This is a genomic window from Rhizobium sp. WYCCWR 11152, assembly GCF_013087615.1.
GTDB lineage: Bacteria > Pseudomonadota > Alphaproteobacteria > Rhizobiales > Rhizobiaceae > Rhizobium > Rhizobium indicum.
The window spans coordinates 827,222-847,854 of sequence record NZ_JABFCP010000009.1 but is presented as its reverse complement, the minus strand read 5'-3'; the positions used below and the strand labels follow the sequence as shown (position 1 = coordinate 847,854).

The 20,633-nt window shown below is 59.1% G+C and carries 21 protein-coding genes; 10 read left to right on the top strand and 11 right to left on the bottom strand.

The window, feature by feature from the left end:
- Positions 1–5 precede the first annotated feature (5 nt).
- From G9X67_RS19400 to G9X67_RS19375, 6 genes are all read right to left on the bottom strand, one after another.
- On the bottom strand, positions 6–545 hold the full coding sequence (locus tag G9X67_RS19400; protein ID WP_020049428.1) for a MerR family transcriptional regulator: 540 nt from the start codon (positions 543–545) through the stop codon (positions 6–8).
- Between the two features lie 151 nt (positions 546–696).
- Entirely contained in the window at positions 697–1,035 is a 339-nt protein-coding gene (locus tag G9X67_RS19395; RefSeq protein ID WP_003547228.1) for an integration host factor subunit alpha, read from the bottom strand.
- Between the two features lie 105 nt (positions 1,036–1,140).
- A complete protein-coding gene (locus G9X67_RS19390) occupies positions 1,141–2,112 on the bottom strand; it encodes a beta-ketoacyl-ACP synthase III (protein ID WP_029872898.1) in 972 nt (323 codons plus the stop codon).
- Positions 2,113–2,132: 20 nt separating this feature from the next.
- Positions 2,133–3,179, bottom strand: coding sequence for a phosphate acyltransferase PlsX (gene plsX, locus G9X67_RS19385; RefSeq protein ID WP_011651316.1), 1,047 nt, complete (start codon positions 3,177–3,179; stop codon positions 2,133–2,135).
- Positions 3,180–3,277: 98 nt separating this feature from the next.
- Complete coding sequence (locus G9X67_RS19380) at positions 3,278–3,832, bottom strand: DUF177 domain-containing protein (RefSeq protein ID WP_033180378.1); 555 nt, start codon at positions 3,830–3,832, stop codon at positions 3,278–3,280.
- Between the two features lie 11 nt (positions 3,833–3,843).
- Positions 3,844–4,500, bottom strand: a complete 657-nt coding sequence (locus G9X67_RS19375; RefSeq protein ID WP_138328302.1) for a ubiquinol-cytochrome C chaperone family protein — start codon at positions 4,498–4,500, stop codon at positions 3,844–3,846.
- 137 nt (positions 4,501–4,637) lie between these two features.
- On the opposite strand from G9X67_RS19375, the gene G9X67_RS19370 reads away from it, so the two are divergent.
- A complete protein-coding gene (locus tag G9X67_RS19370) occupies positions 4,638–5,171 on the top strand; it encodes an outer membrane protein assembly factor BamE (RefSeq protein WP_020049423.1) in 534 nt (177 codons plus the stop codon).
- A 97-nt stretch (positions 5,172–5,268) separates the two neighbouring features.
- Here G9X67_RS19370 and G9X67_RS19365 read toward each other — a convergent pair whose 3' ends face one another.
- The 3 genes from G9X67_RS19365 to ribH all read right to left on the bottom strand — a co-directional run bounded on the left by G9X67_RS19365 (position 5,269) and on the right by ribH (position 8,547).
- Entirely contained in the window at positions 5,269–7,407 is a 2,139-nt protein-coding gene (locus tag G9X67_RS19365) for a sodium-translocating pyrophosphatase (RefSeq protein WP_138328303.1), read from the bottom strand.
- 198 nt (positions 7,408–7,605) lie between these two features.
- Positions 7,606–8,088, bottom strand: coding sequence for a transcription antitermination factor NusB (nusB, locus tag G9X67_RS19360; protein ID WP_003547217.1), 483 nt, complete (start codon positions 8,086–8,088; stop codon positions 7,606–7,608).
- Between the two features lie 3 nt (positions 8,089–8,091).
- Positions 8,092–8,547: a 6,7-dimethyl-8-ribityllumazine synthase gene (gene ribH / locus G9X67_RS19355; protein ID WP_064653893.1), complete on the bottom strand. Its 456-nt coding sequence runs from the start codon at positions 8,545–8,547 to the stop codon at positions 8,092–8,094.
- A gap of 347 nt (positions 8,548–8,894) precedes the next feature.
- Here ribH and G9X67_RS19350 point away from each other — a divergent pair, with 347 nt between their 5' ends.
- The 6 genes from G9X67_RS19350 (at position 8,895) to G9X67_RS19325 (ending at position 13,467) form a co-directional block, all read left to right on the top strand.
- Complete coding sequence (locus G9X67_RS19350; protein WP_072638854.1) at positions 8,895–9,254, top strand: hypothetical protein; 360 nt, start codon at positions 8,895–8,897, stop codon at positions 9,252–9,254.
- Positions 9,255–9,458: 204 nt separating this feature from the next.
- Positions 9,459–9,962: a cupin domain-containing protein gene (locus G9X67_RS19345; protein WP_062940701.1), complete on the top strand. Its 504-nt coding sequence runs from the start codon at positions 9,459–9,461 to the stop codon at positions 9,960–9,962.
- Positions 9,963–9,990: 28 nt separating this feature from the next.
- Entirely contained in the window at positions 9,991–10,506 is a 516-nt protein-coding gene (locus tag G9X67_RS19340; RefSeq protein ID WP_138328304.1) for a GNAT family N-acetyltransferase, read from the top strand.
- A gap of 291 nt (positions 10,507–10,797) precedes the next feature.
- On the top strand, positions 10,798–11,670 hold the full coding sequence (locus G9X67_RS19335) for a glycosyltransferase family 2 protein (protein WP_138328305.1): 873 nt from the start codon (positions 10,798–10,800) through the stop codon (positions 11,668–11,670).
- A 67-nt stretch (positions 11,671–11,737) separates the two neighbouring features.
- Positions 11,738–12,475, top strand: a complete 738-nt coding sequence (locus tag G9X67_RS19330; protein WP_171599429.1) for a class I SAM-dependent methyltransferase — start codon at positions 11,738–11,740, stop codon at positions 12,473–12,475.
- Positions 12,476–12,477: 2 nt separating this feature from the next.
- On the top strand, positions 12,478–13,467 hold the full coding sequence (locus G9X67_RS19325; protein WP_138328307.1) for a fatty acid desaturase: 990 nt from the start codon (positions 12,478–12,480) through the stop codon (positions 13,465–13,467).
- A gap of 41 nt (positions 13,468–13,508) precedes the next feature.
- Here the strand turns inward: G9X67_RS19325 and G9X67_RS19320 are convergent, their stop codons facing one another.
- A complete protein-coding gene (locus G9X67_RS19320; protein ID WP_138328308.1) occupies positions 13,509–14,519 on the bottom strand; it encodes an FkbM family methyltransferase in 1,011 nt (336 codons plus the stop codon).
- A gap of 151 nt (positions 14,520–14,670) precedes the next feature.
- On the opposite strand from G9X67_RS19320, the gene G9X67_RS19315 reads away from it, so the two are divergent.
- Together G9X67_RS19315 and G9X67_RS19310 are read left to right on the top strand one after the other, a co-directional pair.
- Complete coding sequence (locus G9X67_RS19315) at positions 14,671–15,852, top strand: ATP-grasp domain-containing protein (RefSeq protein WP_246697244.1); 1,182 nt, start codon at positions 14,671–14,673, stop codon at positions 15,850–15,852.
- Complete coding sequence (locus tag G9X67_RS19310) at positions 15,849–17,063, top strand: Gfo/Idh/MocA family oxidoreductase (RefSeq protein ID WP_171599428.1); 1,215 nt, start codon at positions 15,849–15,851, stop codon at positions 17,061–17,063. The genes G9X67_RS19315 and G9X67_RS19310 overlap by 4 nt, the downstream gene beginning before the upstream one ends.
- A gap of 276 nt (positions 17,064–17,339) precedes the next feature.
- Here the strand turns inward: G9X67_RS19310 and G9X67_RS19305 are convergent, their stop codons facing one another.
- Positions 17,340–18,449 carry a DegT/DnrJ/EryC1/StrS family aminotransferase gene (locus G9X67_RS19305; protein WP_138328311.1) on the bottom strand — a complete coding sequence of 370 codons (1,110 nt, stop codon included), beginning with the start codon at positions 18,447–18,449 and terminating at the stop codon, positions 17,340–17,342.
- Positions 18,450–18,649: 200 nt separating this feature from the next.
- On the opposite strand from G9X67_RS19305, the gene G9X67_RS19300 reads away from it, so the two are divergent.
- Positions 18,650–20,617: a glycosyltransferase family 1 protein gene (locus tag G9X67_RS19300; RefSeq protein WP_171599505.1), complete on the top strand. Its 1,968-nt coding sequence runs from the start codon at positions 18,650–18,652 to the stop codon at positions 20,615–20,617.
- Positions 20,618–20,633: the final 16 nt, after the last annotated feature.

The window sequence follows — 20,633 nt, the reverse complement described above, 5'->3', positions numbered from 1 at the left end:
CCTATTCAGCGCACCTGATCGAGCAGACGCTTGCATTCCAGGAGGTCGTAGAGCGCCTCCTGCAGCAGCGCCCTGTCTTCCTTGCCAACGCTCGATTTGCCGATCGAGACTTCCTGCTCGTCGTCTCCGGCGACAAAATTGAAGAACCGGCGGGTGATCGGCGGCTTGGCGCGGCCGACGATCTGGTCTTCATCGGCCATGCCGACGCGCGGTTCCCCGGCACCCATGTCCTGCACGCCCGACGCAAGCGCCTCGACGCTGGCGAGATCGCCATGACCGACCGATATGACGAACTTGTTGCCGTTGGTCTTCAGAAGCTTCTGCACACCCTTGATCGTATAGCCATGATCATAGAGCAAATGCCGGATTCCCTTGAGGAGATCCACATCCTCCGGCCGATAGTAGCGACGGCCGCCGCCGCGCTTCATCGGCTTTATCTGGGGGAAACGCGTCTCCCAGAAGCGCAGCACATGCTGCGGCAGATCAAGATCGTCTGCGACTTCGCTGATGGTGCGAAAGGCATCGGGGCTCTTGTCCAACGTCATACTGCTACGCGACCTCGCGGCTCGATCCTACGGCGACTCATCATATTTCAACGGTTTGGCGCCGACAATTCAAGTCATGTCTTGACGTTGCGCACAAGGATGGAGAGCGCGAGGGAGAAAAAAAGCCGTTTCCGAAACGGGAAGCCGATTATCAGGGAGCCGGATTCAGCGGCTTCAGCTTGATCTTGCGAGCGACATGCGACTTGAGGATGCGTGTCTTCAACACGTTCGACGCCTTGAAGGTCATGACCCGGCGGGGGGAAATCGGAACCTCCTCGCCGGTCTTCGGGTTGCGGCCGATCCGCTCGTTCTTGTCGCGCACCTGGAAGGTGGCGAAGGAGGAAAGCTTGACGGTTTCGCCACGCACGATGGCGTTGCAGATCTCGTCGATGACGGTTTCGACCAGTTCCGCAGATTCGGTCCGGGAAAGCCCAACCTTTCGGAAAACGGATTCCGCCAGGTCTGCTCGCGTCACTGTTTTTCCGGTCATGGTTTCCCCGCCCATACAAAATATTTTGTGAAATCGCACGAAGAGTATTTGTCTTGCGCCTTACGGTCAAGCTCTTGTTCGCCGCCAGTTTTTTAGGATTCGTGCCTACCAGCGCAGCAGAACCGCACCCCAGGTAAAGCCGCCACCCATCGCTTCGAGCATCACTAGGTCGCCCTTCTTGATGCGGCCGTCACCGGCAGCGGTCGCAAGTGCCAACGGGATCGAGGCAGCCGACGTATTGCCGTGCAGGTCGACGGTGATAACGACTTTCGCGGCATCGATGTTCAGCTTCTTCGCCGAACCGTCGATGATGCGGCGATTGGCCTGGTGCGGTACCAGCCAGTCGAGGTCATCGGCTGTAGTGCCGGTCGAATCGAAAGCCGCCTGAATGACATCGGTGATCATGCCGACGGCATATTTGAAGACCTCGCGGCCCTCCATGCGCAGCTTGCCGACAGTGCCCGTCGTCGACGGCCCGCCATCGACATAAAGCTTTTCCTTGTGCGAGCCGTCGGAACGCAGATGTGCGGTCAGCACGCCGCGATCGGCAGTGGTGCCCTCGCCTTCGGTCGCTTCGAGTATGATCGCGCCGGCGCCGTCGCCGAAAAGCACGCAGGTGGTGCGGTCGTTCCAGTCGAGAATGCGCGAAAAAGTTTCGGCGCCGATGACGAGAACGCGCTTGGCAAGCCCGCCGCGGATATAGGCATCCGCGGTCGTCACCGCATAGACGAAACCGGTGCAGACAGCCTGGACGTCGAAGGCGAAGCCGTGGCTCATGCCGAGCCGGTTCTGGATGTTGACCGACGTCGCCGGAAACGTGTTGTCAGGCGTCGAGGTGGCACAGATGACAAGATCGATATCGGCAGGCGTCAGGCCGCCATTGGCAAGCGCTGCGCGCGCGGCCGCCTCGCCCAGCGACGCCGTCGTTTCATCATCACCGGCGACATAACGCTGGCGGATACCGGTGCGCTGGACGATCCATTCGTCTGATGTGTCGACGATGGCCTCCATGTCACGATTGGTCATCACGCGCTTCGGAAGTGCGGCTCCGAACCCGCGAACCACTGAACGGATCATCTTTGATTGAACCCCATCGCTCATGCTGCTTCCGGGCCCATCGGGGGCAGCCGCTTGGCATGATATTTCTTAAGATCGTTTTCTATTTTCTGATTGAGGCCGTTCTTGGCCATGTCGTAGCCGACCTCGATGGCGGCTGCGATGCCTTCGGCATTCGCCCCGCCATGGCTCTTGATGACGATGCCGTTCAGGCCGAGAAACACGCCGCCATTGACCTTGCTCGGATCGAGCTTCTCGCGAAGCATGTCGAAGGCGCTTTTGGCGAAGAGGTAGCCGATACGGGCGAGCAGCGTGCGCGACATGGCGGCACGCAGATATTCGCCGATCTGCTTGGCGGTGCCTTCGGCGGTCTTGAGCGCGATATTGCCGGAAAATCCCTCGGTGACGACGACGTCGACCGTGCCCTTGCCAAGGTCGTTGCCCTCGACGAAGCCGGAATATTCGAGCGAATCGATGTTCGCCTCGCGCAACAGACGGCCCGCCTCCTTGACCTCTTCCTGGCCTTTCATCTCCTCGACGCCGACGTTGAGAAGGCCGACCGTCGGACGTTCGACCTCGAAAAGCGCGCGCGCCATGGCGCCGCCCATCAGGGCAAAATCCATCAACTGCTGCGCATCGGCGCCGATCGTTGCCCCGACATCGAGCACGATGCTTTCACCCTTCAGCGTCGGCCAGATCGCGGCGATCGCCGGACGCTCGATATTGGCCATGGTCCGCAGACAGAATTTCGCCATCGCCATCAGCGCGCCGGTATTGCCGGCCGAGACCGCGACATCGGCGTCACCCGTCTTCACCGCCGCGATCGAGCGCCACATGGTGGAGATGTAGCGGCCACGGCGTAGCGCCTGGCTCGGCTTCTCATCCATGGCGACGGCAAGCTCGCAGTCGTGAAAGATCGATTTTTCCCTGAGCTTCGGAAACTTGGCGAGAACCGGATCGCACTGTTCCTTGAGACCGTAGAGAACGAAGGAAATATCCGGATGCCGATCCAACGCCTTGGCGGCGCCGGGGATGACAACCTGGGGACCAAAGTCGCCACCCATGAGGTCGAGAGATATTCTGATCACGCGTCCCTGATCCTTCTTTTCGCCGAGGGCGAAATTTCGGCCAAAATACCGGTTTTGGCGTCGCTTACAACTGAATTGTGTCAAATGCCAGAGGGGCTTCAGTCCTTTTTCCAGTCCTTGAGGGCTGCGAAAGCGGAGGGCTTTTTGTCGTCCTCGCCGCTGTCTTCGACATGGCCTGAGAATTCGATACCCTGCTTGCGCGGATAGGGATCGATCGCCAGAGCGGCGAATTCGGCAACCACCTCGCCGGCGTCGATCGTATCGCCGACAAAGTTCTCGGGCAGATCAGGACCGTCGGGATCGAGCAGCATCTCGCCGGCGTCGTTGCCGGCCTGGCGGGCAAGCTTGGAGCCTTCCGGCACGAAGATCTGCTCGAAGCTCTCGTCGATGGCGGATTCGACCGGTTCCAGCGTCACGACGCAGGACTGGACGATCTTCGCCTGCACGCGGCCCTTGATGCGCACGCCGTCGCGCTTCCAGCGGGCAATCTGCAGATCGGCGCTGAGATCATCGACGGAGACGACGTTCCAGGTCCGGGCCAACGCCTTCAGTTCGCTGGCGTCGGCCTCGACATGGACCTCGACGGGGTTGGCCGAGATGTGGCCGACCTTGACGTGATAGGAGAAGGGAACATCGTCCCGATCATTCTGCATCGTTTCCTCCTTCAGATGACCGGTGGGCAGGCGACCGGCGGGAGCGTTGCCGAACCGGTGGCGATTACCTCTTCGGCAACGGCGGACAGATGCGATTCTGCGGCCATCATCCATCCGGCGAGACCGGACATATCGGCCGGCGTCGCGGTTTCGGGGTAAATATTGCGCTGAAGGGCAAGAGCGAGGGCTTCGGCATCGCCCGTGTCCATCGCCTTCGAATAGGCTTCGAGCCGGCCGTAAAACATACCGGCGAGCTTTTTCATGCGCTTTGGCACGCTGTTGTCGCCGATGCCGAGTTCACGGATCGAATAGTCGATATCCTGGAAGAAAGCGTCGACGATCTCCTGGGCGATTTCCTGGCCGCTGGTGGCGGAAGCACGGGTGCGGCGAAAAAACAGAATCATGGCGATCGAGAGCATCTCGAAACGGCCCATGACCGTATCCGGCACATTGAGCCCCTCGTAGAGTTCCGGCATGCGCGCAGCCGCCGCCAACGCCGCATATTGCCTGTCGACGATCGCCTGATTGTTGTTTTTCTTGCGGAAGAGCCCGAGGATCATTGTTTTTTCCGGAAATGCCTCATTCTTCATGCCGGCTGGCGTATGGCCTTGTTGCATGATTTCGAAAGCTGGTTTACCGAAGCAGGCGCGAATTGCAATGCCGATCATGGCCAGTTTCGGGACGACGCCTTCGATGCGTCAGCGAAGCGAATTCGGGAAATTCGACCCGGAATGGCCACAATGGTTTTGCAGGAGGAAAGCGTGCAAGGCCCAGAATGGCTGCTATCGACACTCACAGGGAGTAGATGTCGTTGAAGAAACGGTATTTCAAGTCTGACATGAAATTCTTCAGCAGTGCGGCCATTGCCCTCATAATTGCCTCCACTACCGCTCTCTCCGGTTGCCAGACCAGCACCGTTCTCAACGGCGGCTACGTCGCCGACCAGCAGTCGCTGAACCTCGTTCCGGAAGGCTCCAGCCGCGAGCAGGTGCTGCTTTCGCTCGGCACCCCGTCGACGACGGCGACCTTCGACGGCGAAGTCTTCTATTACATCTCGCAGCGGCGCACGCGTGCGGTCGCCTTCCAGAAACTGAAGGTCGTCGATCAGAGCGTTCTGGCGATCTATTTCGACAAGGACGGCGTCGTCAGCCGCCGCGCCAACTATGCGCTGCAGGACGGCAAGGTGTTCGACACGATCGGACGCGTCACGCCGACCGGCGGCAAGGAACTCACCTTCCTGCAACAGATGCTTTCCGGCGGCAGCGCCGCGAGTGCTGCCCGCAGCCTGTTCGGCGGCGGCGCCGGCGGCACGCCGCAGAACCCAAGCAGCCTGCGCTGATCGGACACGCCTTATACGAGGAACCCGCCGGATCGCTCCGGCGGGTTTTTTAATGGTCGCTGCGTCAGCTTGAAGTGTGCCAAGCCGGCGCCGTTGTTTATCCGGCGAGAACGGCCAGCAGCAGAAGTGCGACGATATTGGTGATCTTGATCGCCGGGTTGACGGCGGGGCCGGCGGTATCCTTGTAGGGATCGCCGACGGTATCGCCGGTGACGGAGGCCTTGTGCGCATCCGAACCCTTCATGTGACGCACGCCGTCCTTGTCGACAAAACCGTCCTCGAAGCTCTTCTTGGCATTGTCCCATGCGCCACCGCCCGATGTCATCGAGATGGCGACGAAGAGGCCGTTGATGATGACGCCGAGCAGCGATGCGCCGAGGGCGGCAAAGGCGGAGGCCTTGGAGCCGGAGATGAGAAGCACGCCGAAATAGACGACGATCGGCGCCAGCACCGGCAGCAGCGACGGCACGATCATCTCGCGGATGGCGGCCTTGGTCAGAAGGTCGACCGCCCTGCCGTAATCCGGCTTTTCCGTGCCCTGCATGATGCCGGGCTTTTCCTTGAACTGACGGCGGACTTCCTCGACGATCGCGCCGGCCGCACGGCCGACGGCGGTCATCGCGATGCCGCCGAAGAGGTAGGGAATGAGACCTCCGAAGATCAATCCCGCCACTACATAAGGGTTGGAAAGATCGAAGGAAATTTCGCCGATACCGGCGAAATAAGGGAACTTGTCGCCATTCGCCGCAAAATATTTGAGGTCGTAGGAGTAGGCAGCGAAGAGAACCAGTGCGCCGAGACCGGCAGAACCGATGGCGTAGCCCTTGGTCACGGCCTTGGTCGTATTGCCGACGGCATCGAGCGCATCGGTGGATTTGCGCACCTCCGGCGGCAGATGCGCCATTTCGGCGATACCGCCGGCATTGTCCGTCACCGGTCCGAACGCGTCGAGCGCGACGATCATTCCGGCGATGCCGAGCATGGCCGTGACCGCAATACCGGTGCCGAACAGGCCGCCGAGCTGGTAGGTGGCGAGAATGCCGCCAACGATGACGATCGCCGGCAGTGCCGTCGATTCCAGTGAAACGGCCAGGCCCTGGATGACGTTGGTGCCGTGACCGGTGACCGAGGCCTGGGCGATCGAGACGACCGGGCGCTTGCCCGTGCCGGTATAATATTCAGTGATCACGACGATCAGCGCGGTGACGACGAGGCCGATGATGCCGCAGAAGAAGAGGTTCGCGCCTGATATGTCGGCGCCTCCAACGGAGCCGATCGACCCCCAGCCGATGGTGAGCGAAGTGGCAGCGCCAAGACCGACGATCGACAGCAGGCCGGTGACGATGAGGCCCTTGTAGAGAGCGCCCATGATCGAGCCGTTTGAGCCGAGCTTGACGAAGAAGGTGCCGATGATCGAGGTGATGATGCAGGCACCGCAGATTGCCAGCGGATAGACCATCGCAGACTGGAGGATCGGCGCCCCGGCAAAGAAGATCGCGGCGAGAACCATGGTGGCGACGACCGAGACCGCATAGGTTTCGAAGAGGTCGGCCGCCATGCCGGCGCAGTCGCCGACATTGTCGCCGACATTGTCGGCGATCGTTGCCGGGTTGCGCGGATCGTCTTCGGGAATGCCGGCTTCCACCTTGCCGACCAGATCGCCGCCGACATCGGCGCCCTTGGTGAAGATGCCGCCGCCAAGACGGGCGAATATCGAGATCAGTGACGCGCCGAAGCCGAGCGCCACCAGCGCATCGATGACTTCGCGCGAGCCGCTCTCATGGCCGAGCCCGACGGTCAAGATCGTATAATAGATGGAGACGCCGAGCAGCGCCAGGCCAGCCACCAGCATGCCGGTGATCGCACCCGACTTGAAGGCGATGTCGAGGCCGGCGGAAAGGCTGACGGAAGCCGCCTGAGCGGTGCGCACATTGGCGCGGACGGAGACGTGCATGCCGATGAAACCAGCAGCACCGGAAAGCACGGCGCCAATCAGGAAGCCGATCGCGGCCTCGCCGGAAAGAAGCAGCCAGGCTAAAATGAAAACAACAACGCCGACAATGGCAATGGTTCTGTACTGGCGCGTCAGATAGGCTTGCGCACCCTCGCGGATATAGCCCGCGATCTCCTGCATGCGGCTGTTGCCCTGATCGGCGGCAAGCACCGACCGGGTTGCCCAGGCGGCATAAACCACCGAGAGCAGACCGCATGCGATTACGCATAAAAGAATCGTCATTTCGCTCTTTCCTCCCATAGGCCGGAGCTCACTCCTTCTCCGGCAGATACGCCGCCGAATCGCCTTCCTCTCCACAGAAATGCCACAGCTAAGCGGTGCGGAGATTGCTTGGTCGATCACGTGGCGTCAAGACCGCAACGGGCGAAAACCATTGCGGTACGAAGAAAGACGTAGGGGGATTGTTTGGCGGCTAAAGACTTATTTCTTCGCCTCGCCGCGAACCTGCTTTGCGATGCGGTCGAGCACGGCGTTGACGAGCTTCGGCTCGTCGTCATCGAAGAACGCCTGGGCGATCTCGACATATTCGGTGACGATGACCGCCACCGGAACGTCCTTGCGGTCGGTGATCTCGAAAACGCCGGCGCGCAGGATGGCGCGCACTGTGCTGTCGAGGCGCGACAAGGCCCAATCATCCTGCAGAGCTGCGGCAATCAGCGGATCGAGGCGGACCTGATCGCGCACGACACCGGAGACGATGGAACGGAACCAGGCGGCATCGGCTTTCAGATAAGTCTCGCCATCGATTTCCTGACCAAGACGGTGCGCCTCGTATTCAGCCACGATCTCCAGAACGCCCGTGCCGCCGACATCCATCTGATACAGTGCCTGAACGGCAGCAAGACGGGCAGCGCCCCGCTGGTTCGCAGTCTTGACCGGCCGTTCCGTCTTGTCGTCGTTCATTCGTTATGCACCCAGTTTCTGCTTCAGCTCGATCATGGTCAGAGCTGCACGAGCGGCAAATCCGCCCTTGTCCTTTTCCGAGCGGCGCACGCGCGCCCAAGCCTGCTCGTCGTTTTCGACGGTCAGGATGCCATTGCCGATGGCAAGGGACTCGCTAACCGCAAGATCCATCAAGGCACGCGAGGATTCGTTCGACACGATATCGAAGTGATAGGTCTCGCCGCGAATGACCATGCCAAGGGCGACATAGCCGTCATAATGCGTTCCGCCATTGTCGTCTCCATCGAGCGACATGGCAATCGCCGCCGGAATTTCCAGTGCGCCGGGAACGGTGACGACCTCGAAGGTGGCGCCGGCCTCCGTCAATGCGAAGGTCGCGCCTTCGAGCAGGGCGTCGGCCATGTCGTCGTAGAAGCGGGCCTCAACGATCAAAATATGGGGAGCGGTCTCTCTCGACATGGTTCACCTTCGGTTGGCGGGACATTTACCCGCTCGGCAGCCCGCGGTCAAAACATGCCTTCGTCCGAATGGCAAGCAATTTCGCCCGATGCCGCAATGGGAAAGAGGAAATATCTGCAAGGGGATAGCCGCGCCCTGTATGCACGGCTGGGCAGGCCTCTGAAATCAGCTTTCCCGGACGCCTGGAAAGCGGCAATTCGAAGGCAGTTTTCATGAACAATTCTTAATGGATTTTCAGTGGCTTAACCCATTGAATCGCGAATGGGAGAACGCCAATTCCAGGTCGTGACGCAGACGATCCCCTGCAACGACAGCCGACCGTCTAAGCAGATGAAAGGATACAAATCATGCACCGCGTTCTCACCATCACTATCGCTGCAACCCTCTCCTCCCTCGCCTTTGCCGGCGTCAGCCGGGCCGAAAGCCTTGGGATGAACACCCCTCAAGGCATCGAGCAGACGCTCAGGAGCTACCAGGGCAATGACTTCAATGTCCAGGAGGTTTACAACTGGCGCAACTTCGACGACGAGACGAGCGGCCCACACTCCGCACCGCAACGCTCCGGCCAGGCTATCCGCGGCATCCAGGCCTCGATCGACGCCAACAAGTCGCTTGCCCACCGGCTCAACAATGAGGGTGTCAATATTCGCAATGTCGTCAATGCCGAGCAGGCGGCCGATGGGAGCTTCACCTTCTACGTTCGTTGACGGCTCCAGCGCATACCCCGAAAATCGGATCGATTTTTGGGCTATGCGTGGGATTGGAAGCGATAGAGCGTCTTAGCGTATTGCACGCTCGGCGCTCAAAGCATGGGCGGCGGGCTCCTCTCCGCCCATGCCGGGGATTTCCGAGATAAGCATTGAATTTTCCGGCGCGATGATAGTTTCTCCTCCTGCAACAGGAGGACCATCATGACGACGGAAGCAAAAGCGGTGATCAATACCGCCGATCTCAAGCTCGACCACTGGAAACAGGGCGAATTTTATGAAAGCGCCGACACCTCGTTCGGCAAGCTTCTAAGCCTTGCCGGCCTTGGCATCAGCTACAACGAAGTGCCATCAGGCAAATCGAGCTGCCCCTTCCACAATCACCATGTTGAAGACGAGCTTTTCTATGTGATCGCAGGCGCCGGCGAATACCGCTTCGGCGATGCGCGCCATGCGATCAAGGCGGGCGACGTGCTCGGCGCGCCGGCGGGCGGACCGGAAACGGCGCACCAGATCATCAACACCGGCACGGCCACACTCGTCTATCTCGGCATCTCGACCATGGCGAAGACCGAGATCGTCGAATATCCCGATTCCGGAAAGTTCCTTGCCAAGACGAATAGAGACGGTACAGAAGCCAGGCGCTTCCGCCACATCGGGCGACCGGAAGGCGACCTCGACTATTGGGACGGCGAGCCCGGCGCCTGAGGACGCGTTTATTTCACAAGGACCCATCGTGATCGACATTCCGACCCTCGAAACGGCGCGTCTGACGCTTCGCCCTCACCGCCTCGACGATTTCGACGCGCATGCAGCGCTGTGGGCGGACGAGGATGTCGTGCGCTTCATCACCGGCGCCCCATCGACGCGCGAGCAGAGCTGGAGCCGCATGCTGCGCGTTGCCGGCATGTGGCACCATATGGGCTTCGGCTTTCTGGCGATCGTGGAAAAGGACAGCGAACGGTTCATCGGCGAAGCGGGCTTCCTCGAAGCCCGCCGCGAGATGGAACCGTCTATCGAGGGGACGATGGAGGTCGGCTGGGCGCTGATGCCTTCGGCACACGGCCGCGGTTATGCCACCGAGGCGCTGACCGTCCTGATCGGCTGGGCGGAAACGCATTTTCCCGGAAAACCGATGAGCTGCATCATCAGCCCCGAGAACCAGGCCTCGCTGCGGGTCGCAGCCAAGCTCGGCTTCCGCGAGACGGCACGCACGCAGTACAACGGCGAGATCATTCAGTTTTCGCGGTAGGGGCCCGTGCGTCCGACAGGTCGCGCCATCACTTTCAACCCACGCATAACCTTTTCCGAAATCGACCGCGATTCTCTGTGTTATGCGTTCGGGGATTCAGCCAGCCGGGAGCGTGCCACTTTTCTCCCAGAAATTCATCTATCTATCGGGCCAGATCAGCGGCCTTCTGCACAAGCCTCGCGTAACGTCCGCGCTCTATGATCATGGCAAGTAGTCTGCTTCGGTCGTTCGGAGCGCCGATCACCGCTCTCGCCGACGGAGGCTGGAGGGGCGTCTCAAGGGGAGAAACATTTGCCGCGCGTATCGATCTGTATACCGGCCTACAAGCCCGATTTCTTTGAGCTCGCCCTGAAGAGCGCAATCGCGCAAAGTTTCGATGACACGGAAATCATTGTCTCTGACGATTGCCCGACGGATGCAATCGAGAAAATCTGCGAGAGATACTCAGGCGTTATCCAGTACAGCCGCAATCCGGATCCTGCCGAGTACAAAAACGTCATACGGCTCGCCGGGCTCGCCAGCGGCGAGTACATCAAATATCTCTTCGACGACGACGTCCTTAATCCGTTCTGCATCCAGTATCTGCTCCAGGCGCTTGAAGCCACACAGAACAGAGGAACGAAACTCGCGTTTTCCCCGCGCTATTTCATTGACGAGCGGAACCAGGTTACAAATCTCGGCAACGGATTGATGGTCGAAGGCTCGCTGAAGGTGATCGAGGGCCGCGACTTCATACGCATCACCGCCGTCAAGCATCATAATCTGCTTGGCGAGTTCTCATCGGCGCTCTTGAGAACGGCCGATTGCTTTGATGAATCCGGCCGTTTCAGTCTTTTCAAGGTCGTGGACGGCATCATTTCCGGACCGCTCGATCTTTCATCTTGGGTTGGGCTCTCCCTCCGCGGAGCGATCGTCGGGCATCCCATGCCCCTCTCCTATTTCCGCCAGCATTCCAATTCGCAGTCCAATCCAGCGGCCAACCGCTATTTCATCTACTCGATCACCTACTACGAGGAAGTGCTCGATCTCGCGATCGAGAATGGCTACCTGCAGCCCTCCGATCTGCCCATCGCCTATCGGAACCTCATCAATCACTATTCCTACTGGAGAGGATCGTTCCCGGAACTGGATGAACGGATCGCCCGCATCAGCACACGTCTCTAAGTCCCATGCAGGCGCAATAGAAATCGCAAAGGATTAAATCACGATGGACGGAATCACGGGATCAGAGATGCAGAAGCTCATTGAAAGTGCCGCGGCGTTGCGCTCCGCGCGTGTCGCGAAATCGGGAATTTACGAACTGAAATTGCGAGCGCTTTTGGAACTCGCCGACGAATTGAAAATTGCGAAAGAGTACACTGCCAGTCTGCCGCCGATTGATATCGGCAGCATCACGCTTGTCGACCAGGTTGTCCTGGTGTTGCTCGCCAAGATCGTGAAGCCCCGAAAGATCATCGAGATCGGCACGTACAAAGGTTTCACCACACGCCTCTTCATCGAAAACACGCCGGAACACTGCGACGTGGTCTCCATCGACCTGCCGAAGGGGCTCACGGCGCATCTAGCCGAGACTGACGAGCGCAGCGCTTTGTCGTCCGCCGAGCAGAATGACGACTATCTCCGCAAGCGCCAGGAAATCGATGGCGAGGCCTATCTGGCGTCGATCACCGAGGCGCAAAGGAAGCGCCTCACACTCGTCAAGGAAGACTCGACGACGATCAATTTCAAGGAGGCCTTCCAATCGGCCGAGATGATCTTCATCGATGGCGGACATGAGCACCAGATCGTCCGGGCGGATACGGAAAACGCATTCGGCATCGTCAAGCGCGGCGTCATCGTCTGGCATGACTACAATTCCAAGATCCACGGGGACGTCACCGAGTATTTGGCGGAGTTCTCGAAATCGCAGGTGGTCTTCCATGTCGCAAACAGCCTTGTGGCCTTTGCGTTGGTTAACATAGAGCTCTGATCATGGGTGCTAGCGAGATCAGAATCGGCAGCCTGTTGACGAAGGACGAATTCCGGGAACTCACGGCATCGAACGACCGGATCGCTTACTCCCACCTCGTGCTCAGGATCGGCATCCACGCCGGCCTGCTTTTCGCTATGGTCCGCGCATGGGAAGGCGGCTATCCCGCGCTTGCTTTCGCAGCCTTTTATCTTAACGCCGTCCTATGGCAGTTCGCCGGCTATGCCGGCATCGGCCATGAGCTGTTTCACAAGAAGGTCTTCAGCAGGAAATGGCCGAACACTCTGTTCTTCAAGCTGTTTTCCTATGTGACCTGGAACAATCCGAGCTTTTTCGAAAAAAGCCATCAGTTCCACCACGCTTCCACTTTCCATGAGGATGACAGCGAAATCTATCGCGATTTTCCGCTCGACTTGCTGGGTGCAGCGCGTCTCGTCCTGCTTGATTATCAAAGCCTTTGCAGGCGGATCCTCTATGCGCTCTGCAATGCCTTCGGCTACGAAGCGTATTTCGGCAAGGGCATCCGATTGAAACTGATGCCCGCCGAACGACGCGCGGCCCAATCCGATGCGATCTTCATGCTTGCGCTGAACGCCATCTGCCTGGCGCTGTTTTTCCTTGCGACGCGGTCGCCTGTCCTGACGTTCATGTTTTTCATCACACCTTTCGTCGGATCGCTCCCAAATCGTGTTCTGGCGCTGGCGCAGCACGTCGGCCTCGAAGATCACAAGGACGAAAGCGCGCTTCTTTTTTCAAGAACGGTCAATCTGCCGACACCGATTGCATTCTTCTATGCCAACATGAATTATCACGCCGAGCACCACCTGCTGCCGTCGGTTCCCTATTACAATTTGCCGAAGCTGCACGATATCTTGAATGCCAAACTCAAGGTGGAGCGCGAGGAAAAGGAATTCGGCTACCTCTTCACCCGGGACTTCTGGAGCTCGGTGGGAATATCGGCAAGATTGGAAGGCAATGCGGTGCCTGAATGACAGGCTGGAGCGCTTGTGTGCGCACCAACCTGTCGACGCAATCAGCCTTTGGGCGTCAAGAGCATGAAGCGCATAATATTTGGCCGACCCTCGGAGCAAATGAGGTAGCGGTTGTCGTCGGTGAAATCGTTCAATTCCGGAAATTGCGTCAGATCTCTGATGGCGGGCGCAATGAATTCGACATTGAATAACGCTGAAGCCGAGGTGAGGAGACGGGTGTACTTGTCCCAGAAACCCTCGACCCAGTTGTGAATCTCGATGACAATCGTCGCCTGTTTCAATGCCGATAAGGAGCCATCGTCAAGGATTTCGAACTCCGCACCCTCGGCGTCAACGAGGACGACTGTTTTCGCCAGATCAAGATGGCTGAGCTTTTCATAAAACAGCCTGTCTGCGGCGCCGAATATTTCGATCCTGTCCGACGCGGAATTCGCCTCGGCGTTCGATGCAATGGTGCGCTGCCCTTCCTCGCTCAGTTCAAAGCAGACGGCGTTTTTCGCCCGACCCGACCGAACCATGCCGATCGCGTAATATCCGTCGGCGGCGCCGACATCGACGAAGCTCTCAACGGCATCCAATCTTTCGGAGAACAGGAAATCCAGTACTTCCTTCTCATAGAGGCCCAAGAACATCGACCCGAAGTCGCCACCGCCCCACCAATTGTTCTTCGCAAGCGACAGCCCCTTGAACGGACCGTATTTCACGACCCCACCAAGCAGATCGTAGATCTCAGACGACACGCGTCTTCTGCGCTGAAGAATCGTTTCCGCGCGCCATTGCTCCCGCATCTCCATTGTCGCGCGGGACTGCCGTTCGAACACCTTTTGGAAGAAAATACGCTCGCCTTCAATCAGATCAGGCAGTTTTTCGTTCATTGCGCGGTGTCTCTTTTTGCAGCTGCAGTCTGCATCTTTGTCCGATGCCGACGTTGGAATCACAGCCGAAAGCGTATGAGATGGTACTCGGCTTAACAAGGCGGCCGGTCTGCTTCCCACAAGCAAGGCAGCGGCGCGGGGATGAACACAGACGCCGCCCAGACCTCCAGGCGGCAAGCCTCGGGTAACGCCCGCATCCTATGACTCTCGCTATCGCGTCCGTTTCGGTCTTTCGCATATCGAAAACGGACGAAGTGGGACTGCACACCCTGTTTCGGGCTGTGCCGTTCCAACAGGCCAGCCCGGGATGCATGGAATGGACTTGAGAATGACCAAGAGAGCATTGCTCGTCGGCAGTAACTTCAGCGCAGTTCCCCTTCTATTCGCTTTGAAAAGGCGCGGCCTGCAAATTTCCGTTTGCGGAAACCGGCCGGATGAACCCTGCCATGCGCATGCGGATCAATCGCATTTCATTGACTACAGCGATCCGAACGCGCTGCTTGCCCTCGTCGAGAACGGTGATTTCGATTTCATCGTGCCGACGGGCAATGATGTTGCCTATATGTCGACCAGCTTCGTTGCCGAAAAACTCGGATTCCCACGCTTCGATTCGATGGAAACTGCGACCATCATTCACACGAAGCAGGCATTCCGTCGCTTTACCGAGCAGCACGATATCCCTGCCCCGCGTTCGGTGCGCCTGCATGGCGACTCGCCGGTCGAGACCGGGGCGCTGCGTTATCCGCTGTTGGTGAAGCCGAGCGACAGTTTCAGCGGCCGCGGCGTCACGAAGGTTTTCGACCGGACTGAACTTGCCGGCGCCATAGCCGATGCCCGGCGAAACTCGCGCGCGGTGGAGATCGTTATCGAGGAATTCATCGAAGGCAGCCTGCACAGCCATTCCGCCTTCATCAAGGACCAGGAGATCGTCTTCGACGTCTTCGTCGACGAATATTGCACGGTCTATCCATACCAGGTCGACTCATCGAACCATCCCTCGCGCCTTTCCGAAACTGTCCGCTCGAAGACGCGGGCCATTATGGCGCGCGTCGTCAAGCTGCTCGGACTGCAGGACGGTCTCATTCACACGCAGTTCCTGTCGAATGGCGACGATGTCTGGATCGTCGAATGCATGCGGCGCTGCCCGGGCGATCTTTACGGCTCACTTGTCGATCAGTCTCTCGGCATCGATTATGCCGACCTCGTCATAACGCTGCTGCTGGGTGAGGAATTTTCGGCCAAACCGCGCTTCGATCCGCCGCTGTTCTTCGGGCGGCACACCATCACCTCCGACACGCCCTCGACGCCGTTTTCCTTCTCGCATTCCATTCCATCATCCGATGTCCGCATCGCGCAGCTCAAGACCACCGGCAAACCAATGAATGCGGCACCGCTCGACAAGCTCGCCATCCTCTACGCCCGTTTCGAGTCGCGGGAGGAGATGCTGCAGGTGGCGCCGGATTTCAAAACGTTCATTTCGCTCCAAACGATGCAAGGAGATCTCGCATGATCCGCTCAAGCCAGGAAGTACCGGAGAAGCTGCGCCTCGCCTTTCTAGGCGGTGCCGTCAATTCCGCTGTGGGTCGCGCTCATCGCGATGCAATCGAGCTTGATCAGAAATTCGATCTTGTCGCCGGCTGCTTCAGCCGCCATGACGACATCAATCGCGAAACTGCGGGGCAGTACCGCATTTTGCCGGAGCGCTGCCACGCCGACTTCGATACCTTGCTCTCGAAAGAGGCCGGCAACATCGACGCTCTCGTCGTGCTGACGCCGACGCAGCAGCATACGAAACAGGTTGTCGCCGCACTCGAGGCAGGTGTTTCGGTGATCTCGGAAAAGGCGCTCGCCGGTTCGAGCGCCGAGACGCGCATGATCGGCAATGCGCGCAGTAGCGGGGCCTTTTTGGCCGTAACCTACAACTACACGGGATATCCCATGCTTCGCGAAATCCGCAGCATGGTCGAGCATGGTGTTTTTGGCGAATTGCAGCAGATCCATATTGAGATGCCGCAGGAGACCTTCCTCCGTTTCCGCCGTGACGGAACGCCGATGACGCCGCAGGACTGGCGCCTACACGACGGCGCCGTGCCGACAGTTTCGCTCGATCTCGGCGTTCATGTGCACTCGCTGCTTCATTTCCTCACGCAGCGGGAACTGGAAGAAGTCTGCGCAACCAGCCAGAGTTTCGGTCACTTTCCGCAGGTGCTCGACAATGTGCAGGCGCTCGTGCGCTGCGCCGGCGGCCTGCATTGCAGCATGTGGTATGGCAAGACCGCGCTTGGGCAACGCAATGGCCTGCGTGTGCGGCTCTATGGCTCCAAGGCATCGATCGAATGGCTTCAGGAAACCCCCGAGCTTGCCTATTTCTATGACTGCAACGGCCGCAAGCAGATCCTCGATCGCGCCAGCCCGGATATCATGATCGCTAACAATACCCGCTACGAGCGGTTCAAGGCAGGCCATCCGTCGGGCTTCATCGAAGCCTTCGCGAATTATTATGCCGACCTTGCCGACGCCCTGCTGCAACGCAAGATCAATACCGCACGCCTGCCCCATCCCTACGTGCTTGGGCTCGAGGAGGCGGAGGAAGGACTACGGCTGCTGGAAGCGATCGAATGCTCGCGGCTTGAAAACCGCTGGGTCGAGATTGAGCCGCGAGGCGTACAGCGCCCGGTGACGGAGCGGCTCGAAATCCGACCTCCGCAACTGGCGCTTTAAATCTGGCGTCTATGAGATGACGAAAGCGGCGTGATCGATGGTCACGCGGCTTTCGTATGAGCAGCCAGCTGCAACGCGCCGGCTCGCGATTTCTTATCTGGCAGGCAGAGCTCGCGCTTCAAGTCTTTGCTGACAAGTGAGGCGGCTAGAACAGGATGTCGCCCGAAAACCGCTTATACTTTTCGGCATCATGCTCTGACCGGCCTATTGGCGCACGATCTCGTACCGCAGATACTTTCGATCTGCGGTACGAGATGACAGTCGAAATACCTTTTTTTAAGCCGACTCGATCAGCGCGCAGACCTTGTCGACGATCTCCATCTCCATGTCCGGATAGATGGGAAGGCAGAGCACCTGTTGTGCGGCTTCGGTTGCGACCGGCAGATTCGAGGGCTGCGAGGAAGGCAGGCTGCGGTACATCGAGAAGCTTGAAATCAGCGGATAAAAATAACGGCGCGGATGAATGCTGTTTTCCTTCAGCCGTTCATAGAGCCCATCGCGTGAAATGGGATAGCCAGGGCGGACGAGGATCGGGAAATAAGAGAAGTTGGAGACGGTCTCGCCGGAACGGTCCAGGCATTCTATGCCCGCAACGCCGCGGAGCCGCTCACGGTATGCACCGTCGATGAACTCACGCCTTTCGATCGCGAACTTGATGTATTTCAGCTGCAACAGGCCGAGCGCAGCGTTGAACTCGCTCATCTTGCCATTCGTGCCTGGCGCCACCACGGTCACTTCGTCGACGTAACCGAAGTTCTTCAGCTGGTCGATGCGGGCCTTCGTCTTAACATCCGGGCAGATGATGGCCCCGCCTTCGAATGTGTTGAAAACCTTCGTCGCATGGAAGCTCAGGATGGAAAGGTCGCCGTGATTGAGAACGCTTCCCCGCTCGTCTTCCACGCCGAAGGCATGGGCAGCGTCATAAATAACCTTGAGATTGTAGAGATCGGCGATCTTCTGGATCGCATCGACGTCGCAAGGGTGGCCGTAGCAATGCACCGGCATGATCGCCGTCGTCTGCTGCGTGATCGCCGCCTCGATCTTCGCTGGATCGAGATTGAGCGTCACCGGGTCGACGTCGACGAAGACGGGCTTTAAGCCGTTCCAGAGAAGCGAATGAGAAGTGGCCACGAAGGAATAAGGCGTGGTGATGACTTCGCCCGTGATGCGGAGCGCCTGAAGCGCCGTCAGCAGCGCGACGGTGGCGTTGGAAAAGAGGCTGATGTGCTTCACGCCGAGATGGTTGCAGAGCTCCTGCTCCAGCTGCTGGTGGAATGGCCCGCCATTGGTCAGGATGCGATTGTTCCAGATTGCTTCCAGCGAAGGAATGAATTCTTCGAGCGGCGGCAGGCTGGGCTTCGTTACATAGATCTTTTCGTTTTTCATGACGCCGTCCGGAGGTTGGGCACTATCGCGCAATTAGGCCTGGTGCGAACATCCCGGCTTAACCTGTTCCCAGGCTGACCAGCGAAACTCCCGCCAACAGTGTGGCGCAAGCTTCACGTCCAATAGTCGGCACCCAAACAAGCCCGAATGCCGTTTCGTGAATCACGGAGTCGGCGACCATGTGCACGAAGGACGATGCCTTGACGATCAATCAGCTCATTTCCGCTCTGCCGGCCGGTCTTCCTGATCTGGCGCTTCTCACGGAGAAAGCTGCCGGCACGGGGTCCGTCATCATCTATCAGCCTTATCTCGATCCTTCGCAGCGCAGCCAGCTCGACGCGGCTGCCGTGCCGCTCGACATCTCGTTCAACACGCAGGCTGCGACCCGCGAATACGAGCTCTTCCGCATCCTGCATGCGCATCACGAGGCGATCGGCCTCGGCGAGGACGTGTTCTGGGGGCTGCTCTCCAGCAAATTCGAGATGAAGTCGGTGACGAGTTTTCCGTCTTTTGTCACGGAGGCGGAAAAGGCCAGGGCAGAAGGTGCGGACGCCTATCTTTACAACCCGCTGATCGGCCACGCGGCGATCTACAGCAACGTCTGGGAACATTCGCTGCTTGGCGGTCATCCCGGCATGGACCCGATCTTCCTGCATATCCAAGAGCTCGGCTATCCGATCGCGCCGCCGCAAGACAAAACCGCCTTCGCGTTCTGCAACTATTTCTGCGGCAACAGGAAGTTCTGGTCCGGATATTTCGCCTTCTGCGAACGCATTCTGGAATCGCTGGAAACTGAAGCGCGCATCGGGACGCCGGCGGGCATTGCCTATGCCGGTGCGGCGCAGTATTCACGCGACGCCAACGCGACGATGCGCCCCTTCGTGATCGAGCGTCTGCTTGGGCTCTATGTCCAGCAGGCTGCTGCCAACGGATTGAAGATCGCCGCCTTCGTGCCTGCGCCTGCCGATTTCGAGTGGAAGTTCGGCGTCCGCCTCGGCCGGATGTTGCATGGTCTTTTCGCCGCCAAGGAGGCTTTTCTTCAGAGCCGCGACCAGGCCCACTTGACCTCCTGGCAGGAGGGCCGTCAACCACTGATCAAGCAGCCGCACCTTATCTGGGGCACCGATGACCCGCCGGCCTGGATGCCGCGCAGCCAGTTCACGGGCGGCCGCGAACTGATGCGTGCCTATGCTCCGCAGGCTTTCGGCGCCTCCCCGGCGCCGCAGCAGGCTGTACGTACCGAGATACCCGCCGCCCAGAAGGTCGAGCAGCCGCTTCGCAACGCATTGCAGCCCTTTGCCGGCGGATGGCAGGCCCACAAGGATCGCCATTGCATCTGGATCGTGACGCCCGACAACTACAATCACAGCCACGCCTTCGACGAAGTCGCGCTTGGCCTACAGGGTGCCTTCGAGGAACTCGGCGGCTCGGCACCGATCACCCGGGACATTGACGCATTCGCCGGCCGTGCGCCGATCATCTATGGCGGCAATCTTCTGGCCCCGGAAGTCCTCCGTCATCTGCCGAAGGATAGCGTCGTCATCAATCTCGAGCAGGTGTCCGAAGAAAGCGTCTGGATCAATTCGCGCTACACCTCGATCCTGAAGTCGCTTCCGGTTCTCGACTACAGCCCGCGCAACCGCGAAAACCTTGCCGCCAAGGGTATCGATCACGCCGGTGTGCTCGAAATCGGTTATAACAGTTGCCTGAGCCAGATCCAGCATGCCGTCGTCAAGGATATAGACGTGCTCTTCTATGGCTCGTTGCCCGAACGCCGCCACCATATCCTGAATACGCTTGAACAGGGCGGGCTCAAGGTCGTGCATCTCTTCAACGTTTATGGTGCGGAACGCGACGCGGTGATTGCCCGCGCCAAGATCGTCATAAACATCCATCATTATGCGAGCGGCGTCTTCGAAATCGTCCGCATTTCCTATCTGCTTGCCAATCGCGTTTGCGTGCTGACGGAAGGCGACATCCGCGATCCGGACCTCCAGCCCTTCATCGGCGGCTTGGCAATTGAGCCCTATGACGACATGATCGAGCGCTGCTACAAGCTGATCGCAGATGCCGACGAGCGCGATGCCATTGCCGCGAAGGGCCTTGCGGCCATGCAGAGCCGCTCGCAGGCGGACATGCTGATGAGCGTCATGAGGGCGGGCGCTTGATAAAAGCCGCAAAAAG

Coding starts and splice junctions, on each gene's coding strand:
- G9X67_RS19400 (WP_020049428.1), bottom strand. CDS start 545: ATGACGTTGGACAAGAGCCCCGATGCCTTTCGCACCATCAGCGAAGTC.
- G9X67_RS19395 (WP_003547228.1), bottom strand. CDS start 1,035: ATGACCGGAAAAACAGTGACGCGAGCAGACCTGGCGGAATCCGTTTTC.
- G9X67_RS19390 (WP_029872898.1), bottom strand. CDS start 2,112: ATGATCCGTTCAGTGGTTCGCGGGTTCGGAGCCGCACTTCCGAAGCGC.
- G9X67_RS19380 (WP_033180378.1), bottom strand. CDS start 3,832: ATGCAGAATGATCGGGACGATGTTCCCTTCTCCTATCACGTCAAGGTC.
- G9X67_RS19375 (WP_138328302.1), bottom strand. CDS start 4,500: ATGATCGGCATTGCAATTCGCGCCTGCTTCGGTAAACCAGCTTTCGAA.
- G9X67_RS19370 (WP_020049423.1), top strand. CDS start 4,638: ATGTCGTTGAAGAAACGGTATTTCAAGTCTGACATGAAATTCTTCAGC.
- G9X67_RS19365 (WP_138328303.1), bottom strand. CDS start 7,407: ATGACGATTCTTTTATGCGTAATCGCATGCGGTCTGCTCTCGGTGGTT.
- nusB (WP_003547217.1), bottom strand. CDS start 8,088: ATGAACGACGACAAGACGGAACGGCCGGTCAAGACTGCGAACCAGCGG.
- ribH (WP_064653893.1), bottom strand. CDS start 8,547: ATGTCGAGAGAGACCGCTCCCCATATTTTGATCGTTGAGGCCCGCTTC.
- G9X67_RS19350 (WP_072638854.1), top strand. CDS start 8,895: ATGCACCGCGTTCTCACCATCACTATCGCTGCAACCCTCTCCTCCCTC.
- G9X67_RS19345 (WP_062940701.1), top strand. CDS start 9,459: ATGACGACGGAAGCAAAAGCGGTGATCAATACCGCCGATCTCAAGCTC.
- G9X67_RS19330 (WP_171599429.1), top strand. CDS start 11,738: ATGCAGAAGCTCATTGAAAGTGCCGCGGCGTTGCGCTCCGCGCGTGTC.
- G9X67_RS19325 (WP_138328307.1), top strand. CDS start 12,478: ATGGGTGCTAGCGAGATCAGAATCGGCAGCCTGTTGACGAAGGACGAA.
- G9X67_RS19315 (WP_246697244.1), top strand. CDS start 14,671: ATGACCAAGAGAGCATTGCTCGTCGGCAGTAACTTCAGCGCAGTTCCC.
- G9X67_RS19310 (WP_171599428.1), top strand. CDS start 15,849: ATGATCCGCTCAAGCCAGGAAGTACCGGAGAAGCTGCGCCTCGCCTTT.
- G9X67_RS19305 (WP_138328311.1), bottom strand. CDS start 18,449: ATGAAAAACGAAAAGATCTATGTAACGAAGCCCAGCCTGCCGCCGCTC.